Genomic DNA, 6,196 nt, shown 5'->3' on the forward strand with positions numbered 1-6,196 from the left:
ATAAAAAACTATTTTTGTCGTTGTAAAAATTTGGTTTACCTTTTTCTAACTATATAATAATGAAAAAATTTTTATCACTATTAGTGCTGTTGGTGGCTTTAACCTCATGCGAAGAAGATGTGAAATTTAATACGCCTGCGGTGCAGGGGCTTAAAGATAATGAGTTATGGAAGGCTACAGAATACAGCGCTACCCTTGGTGTTGGCGGTGCTTTAACCATTACAGCAACCAACGGGTTTGAAACAGTGGTGCTGCGTACGGTTTCTTCTACTCCGGGCATGGCATTCCAGTTAGGGGTAAACGACAGTAACAGGGCTTCTTATGCTTTAGAGGCAGACGGGCTTAGCTTTGATTATACAACAGGTACAGATTTAGGCGACGGCCTTATAGAAATAAGCGACAGGCCGGGCGAAACGAATTTTGAAAGAGGTTACATATCAGGAACATTCCGCTTTAATGCCGTAGATGAAACAGGCGCGGTGGTAAATTTCCAGAACGGTTTTTTCTATAAAGTACCCATTACAGGTCTTGAATAATACCGTTTTACATATACAATACTACAGCAGCCCCGCTACAAGTGGGGCTGTTTTGTTTGCTTTAGTGTATTAAAAAAATATTAATTCACTGAAAAATACTGATTTGTATATAAATTAAAGTACATTTGCATAGCTGAGGCACTAAATTTTTTTTATATGAATATATTTATTGGAAGCCTTCCGTTCAGTATAGAGGAAGCAGATTTAAGAGAGTCTTTTGAGGCTTATGGCCCGGTTAGTTCTGTAAAGATAATTACAGACAGGGAAACCGGCAGGAGTAAAGGTTTCGGTTTTGTTGAGATGCCGGACGATAATGAAGCCTTAAAGGCTATTGAAGAGCTGAACGGAGCAACTGTTCAGGGAAGGACAATAGTTGTTAACAAGGCAGAACCAAGGCCGCAGCAGGATAACAGAAGAAGTTTTGGTAACAACCGTGGCGGCGGTGGCTTTAACAGAAACAACAACCGTAGCGGCGGTGGTGGCTTTAACCGCGGAGGCGGAGACTACAACCGTGGCGGTAACTATTAATATAATAGATACGTACATTTTAGAAAACCACCTTCGGGTGGTTTTTTTGTTGTTGATAATTTAAGGTTGTGTCCTGCGTTATAATAGTGTAATTTTGAAAGGTTGTCCTTAACTTCAGGGCAATAGTATAACTCTCAAAACCACAGCTTGTTATGTACCTGATATTTGACACTGAGACAACCGGATTGCCCAAGCGGTGGGATGCGCCCGTAACCGATACTGATAACTGGCCCCGCTGCATACAGATAGCCTGGCAGCTTCATGACGATATGGGCACGCTTATAGAGCACCAGGATTATTTGATTAAACCCGAAGGTTTTAATATACCTTATGATGCAGAACGCATACACGGCATTTGTACAGAGCTTGCCACAGAGCAGGGCGTTAGCCTTAAAGAAGTACTTGTAAAGTTTAACGAAGCCGTTGCAAAATCTAAGTTTATAGTTGGCCAGAATGTTGGGTTTGACGTAAATATCATGGGCTGCGAGTTTCACCGCCATGGTATGGAGAGCCCGCTGGGCGGCATGAAGATACTTGATACCTGTACAGAGATAACAGCAGAACTGCTGCAGCTGCCCGGCGGGCGTGGCGGTAAGTTTAAGCTGCCAACCCTTACAGAACTGCACGAATACCTGTTTGGCGAACCATTTGCCGAAGCACACAATGCTACTGCCGACGTAGAGGCTACCACCCGCTGCTTCCTCGAGCTTGTAAAGCGTGAAGTATACACACATGAGGAGCTTGACGTGCACCCCTCCTATTTTCATGATTTTAAAACCCGCAACCCGCAACCAATACAGCTAATCGGGCTTAAGCACATAAACTTAAAGGCGGCATCCGATGAAATACGCAAGCGTCTTGAAAAACTTAAGGTTGCCCATACTCCGCAGGAACCAACCGTACAACAAAAGCGCGACCTTAGAGAGGTCGACTTTGTACACCTGCACAACCACACCCAGTTTTCGGTACTGCAATCTACCATATCGGTGCCAGAGCTTGTAAAGGCTGCCGCAAAGTATAAAATGCCTGCCGTAGCCATGACCGATCATGCCAACATGATGGGGGCGTTTCATTTTGTGAGCAATGTGCTTAACCACAACAAAGCGGCAGAGGCTAAAAACAAAGAAGCAGAGGAACGCGGAGAAGAACCCACCGAGGTAATCATGAAGCCTATTGTGGGCTGCGAGTTTTTTGTGTGCGACAACCACACCGATAAAACCCGGAAAGATAACGGTTACCAGGTGGTAATGCTTGCCAAGAACAAACAAGGTTACCATAACCTCGCAAAAATGTCATCTATAGCCTATACAGATGGTTTTTATTATGTGCCGCGTATCGACAAAAGGGTTATTGAAAGATATAAAGAAGATATAATAGTATTATCGGGCAACCTGTATGGCGAAATACCGAATAAGGTGCTTAACATGGGCGAAAACCAGGCAGAGGAAGCCCTGCTGTGGTGGAAGCAAACCTTTGCCGACGATTTCTATATAGAGCTGATGCGCCACGGGCAGGAAGATGAAGACAGGGTTAACCAGTCACTCATAAAGCTGGCGCGCAGGCACAATGTAAAATTTGTTGCCACCAACAACACCTATTATATAAATAAAGAGGATGCCCATGCACATGACATTTTACTATGCGTAAAAGACGGCGAAAAACTGGCCACACCAAAAGGGCGCGGGCGTGGTTTCCGTTACGGGCTGCCCAATAACGAATATTACTTTAAGCCGGGTGAAGAGATGAAAAAACTCTTTCAGGATTTACCCGATGCTATAATCAATATACAGGAAATAGTAGATAAGGTGGAGGCTTACTCACTTTATCGGGATGTGCTCCTTCCAAAATTCGGGATACCGGAAGAATTTCTGGTAGCCGAAGATAATGCGGACGGTGGTAAGCGGGGGGAAAATAAATACCTGCGCCACCTTACTTATGAAGGTGCTAAAAAACGTTATCGAGAAATAACAGATGCTATACGCGAGCGCCTTGATTTTGAGTTAAAAACAATAGAGAATACCGGCTACCCGGGATACTTTCTCATTGTGCAGGACTTTATAGCCGAAGCCCGTAACCTTGGGGTATCAGTTGGCCCGGGGCGTGGTTCGGCTGCGGGCAGTGCCGTTGCCTACTGCCTGGGGATTACCAATATAGACCCGATTGCCTACGATCTGCTTTTTGAGCGTTTCCTTAACCCCGACCGTATATCGATGCCCGATATTGATATCGATTTTGATGACGAAGGCCGAAGCAGGGTTATGGATTATGTTATCAATAAGTATGGTGCCAACCAGGTAGCTCAGATTATTACCTATGGTACGATGGCGGCAAAATCTTCTATCCGCGATACGGCCAGGGTGCTCGACCTGCCTTTGTTTGAAGCGGATAAAATTGCCAAGCTAATACCCAACATGAAGCTCGCCAAGATATTTAATCTTGATGCTGCGGCACTGCGCGGCTCGCTGCGTTCGGAAGAATTTGAGAGAGTGCAGGAGCTAATGGCAATGGCAGATGGCGGAGACCTTACTGCCGAAACCATACAGCAGGCTAAAGTGCTTGAGGGTTCATTACGAAACACGGGCATACATGCCTGCGGGGTAATTATTACACCTGATGATATAACTAATTTTGTACCCGTTTCGGTAGCAAAAGATTCCGACCTGTATGTAACCCAGTTTGACAACTCTGTGGTAGAGAGTGCGGGGCTACTGAAAATGGACTTCCTCGGGCTTAAAACCCTTACGCTGATAAAAGATACTGTTAAGCTGGTAAAGTACCGCACAGGTAAAGAACTCGACCCTGATAACTTCCCGATAGATGACCAGAAGACATACGAGCTTTTCCAGCGTGGTGAAACAGTAGGTATATTCCAGTACGAATCGCCCGGTATGCAAAAATACATGAAGGAGCTTAAGCCTACGGTTTTTGCCGACCTTATTGCCATGAACGCGTTGTACCGCCCGGGGCCGCTGGAATACATCCCGAGTTTTATCCGCAGGAAGAACGGCGAGGAAGAAATAAAGTATGACCTTGATGCCTGCGAGGAATACCTAAAGGAAACCTATGGCATTACCGTTTACCAGGAACAGGTGATGCTGCTCTCGCAAAAGCTGGCAGGCTTTACCAAAGGCGAAGCCGACGTTTTGCGTAAGGCAATGGGTAAAAAGCAAAAGGACGTACTGGACAAAATGAAACCCAAGTTTGTAGAGCAGGCTGCCGCTAAAGGCCATAACCCTGCCACACTCGAAAAGATATGGAAAGACTGGGAAGCCTTTGCAAGTTATGCCTTTAATAAAAGCCACTCTACCTGCTATGCCTGGGTAGCCTACCAGACAGCCTACCTTAAAGCCCACTACCCTGCTGAATATATGGCGGCGGTGCTTAGTAACAACATGAATGATATTAAGCAGGTAACCTTTTTTATGGAAGAGTGTAAGCGTATGGGCTTGCAGGTACTAGGACCTGATGTTAACGAATCGTTTTACAAGTTTACCGTAAACGACCAGAATGCGGTGCGCTTTGGTATGGGTGCCATCAAAGGCGTGGGCGCCGGTGCAGTAGATACTATTGTAGAAAGCCGCAAAAATGGCAGGTATAAATCGATATTTGACCTGGCAAAGCGTGTAGACCTTCGTGCCGCTAACAAAAAAGCGTTTGAAAACCTTGCCCTTGCAGGTGGTTTTGACTGCTTTACAGATACACACAGGGCACAGTACTTCCACCTTGATGAGGGTGACAATATCAGCTTTTTAGAGAAGGCTATGCGCTATGGAGCCAAATTCCAGGAAAATGAAAACTCGGCGCAGGTAAGCCTTTTTGGCGAGGCCAGTGAAGTACAGATACCCGAACCTGTAGTACCACCTTGTGAAGAATGGAGTACTATGGAAAAGCTTGCCAAAGAAAAAGAGGTTGTCGGTATTTATATTTCCGGCCACCCGCTGGACGACTATAAGTTCGAGATGAAGTATTTTTGCAATTCAAAGCTCGATGCGCTTAAAAACCTTGAGCAGCACGTAACTAAGAATTTGAGCTTTGGAGGCATCATTACAGGAGTACAGCACAAGGTCGCCAAAAACGGTAAAGGATGGGCCGCCTTTGTGCTTGAAGGTTATGACGAAAGCCACGAATTCAGAATATATGGCGAGGAATACCTTAAGTTCAGGCATTTTTTAATCCCGAATAACTTTACTTATATTAAAGTACTGGTGCGCGAAGGCTGGGTAAATGCCGAAGGAAAGCGCGGCGAACCGCGTCTGCAATTCATCACCATACAATATTTACAGGATGTTTTAACCACTTTCGCTAAAAAACTCGTTATACAGTTTAATGTTGCCGAACTTAAAGAACATGTTATAACCGGATTGCAGCAATTATTCAAGAGCAACCGTGGCGACCACTCAGTTATGTTTGAAGTAATGGAACTTGAAAAGGTTACACGGCAGGTGGCCATTACAAGCGCAGTGGGCGATGCCGAAGAAATGGTTGATGGCGAAATGCAGGATGAAATTACTGATACCGTTGTAGCCGATGTAGAGGATGTGCAGGTGGTAACAAAACTGACTATGCCAAGCCGTAAACTGAAAATAAATATCTCTAATGAACTATTGCAGGAACTTGAGCGGATGCAGGTGAATTTTAAATTGAATTAAATTTCTTAATAATTTTTATCTATGTTTGTATAGTTAAATCTAATATATCTTTAACGGTTAAATATTTTTTTAATACCTAAATTTGTAATTATAAACCTTTAGAATTATATATAATATGGCACAAGCAATAACAGATGCTACGTTTGAAGATGTAGTGTTGAAGTCAGATAAACCTGTATTAGTAGATTTTTGGGCAGCATGGTGTGGCCCATGCCGCATGGTAGGACCAATAATTGAAGAAATAAGTAAAGAATATGACGGTAAAGCAGTAGTTGGTAAAGTAGATGTAGATGCTAACCAGGAATTTGCCGCTAAATATGGTATCAGGAATATCCCTACAGTACTTGTTTTCCAGAATGGAGAAGTAGTTGGCAGGCAGGTAGGTGTTGCACCTAAGCAAACCTATACTGATGCTATAGATGCATTACTATAATAATAATATCTTATATAAGTAAAAAAGCTGCCTCTAATGAGGCAGCTTTT

4 protein-coding genes are annotated in these 6,196 nt (G+C 44.0%); all 4 read left to right on the plus strand.

The window, feature by feature from the left end; all coding sequences use genetic code 11:
* The first annotated feature begins 59 nt into the window (after positions 1-59).
* The gene (locus tag Q0K96_RS13030; RefSeq protein ID WP_297334421.1) at positions 60-536 is read left to right on the plus strand and encodes a DUF6252 family protein; all 477 of its coding nucleotides are present in this window, start codon (positions 60-62) and stop codon (positions 534-536) included.
* 156 nt (positions 537-692) lie between these two features.
* Positions 693-1,064 carry an RNA-binding protein gene (locus tag Q0K96_RS13035; RefSeq protein WP_297334422.1) on the plus strand — a complete coding sequence of 124 codons (372 nt, stop codon included), beginning with the start codon at positions 693-695 and terminating at the stop codon, positions 1,062-1,064.
* A 152-nt stretch (positions 1,065-1,216) separates the two neighbouring features.
* Entirely contained in the window at positions 1,217-5,713 is a 4,497-nt protein-coding gene (dnaE, locus tag Q0K96_RS13040) for a DNA polymerase III subunit alpha (RefSeq protein ID WP_297334423.1), read from the plus strand.
* A gap of 115 nt (positions 5,714-5,828) precedes the next feature.
* Positions 5,829-6,146: a thioredoxin gene (gene trxA / locus Q0K96_RS13045; RefSeq protein WP_223053554.1), complete on the plus strand. Its 318-nt coding sequence runs from the start codon at positions 5,829-5,831 to the stop codon at positions 6,144-6,146.
* The last annotated feature ends 50 nt before the right edge of the window (positions 6,147-6,196 follow it).

Source organism: Flavobacterium sp. (genome assembly GCF_024305175.1).
In the GTDB taxonomy this organism is placed as follows: Bacteria; Bacteroidota; Bacteroidia; order Flavobacteriales; family Flavobacteriaceae; genus Flavobacterium.

Excerpts from the sequence above, each read along its gene's own strand:
- Q0K96_RS13030 (WP_297334421.1), top strand. The coding sequence starts at position 60 with ATGAAAAAATTTTTATCACTATTAGTGCTGTTGGTGGCTTTAACCTCA.
- Q0K96_RS13035 (WP_297334422.1), top strand. The coding sequence starts at position 693 with ATGAATATATTTATTGGAAGCCTTCCGTTCAGTATAGAGGAAGCAGAT.
- dnaE (WP_297334423.1), top strand. The coding sequence starts at position 1,217 with ATGTACCTGATATTTGACACTGAGACAACCGGATTGCCCAAGCGGTGG.
- trxA (WP_223053554.1), top strand. The coding sequence starts at position 5,829 with ATGGCACAAGCAATAACAGATGCTACGTTTGAAGATGTAGTGTTGAAG.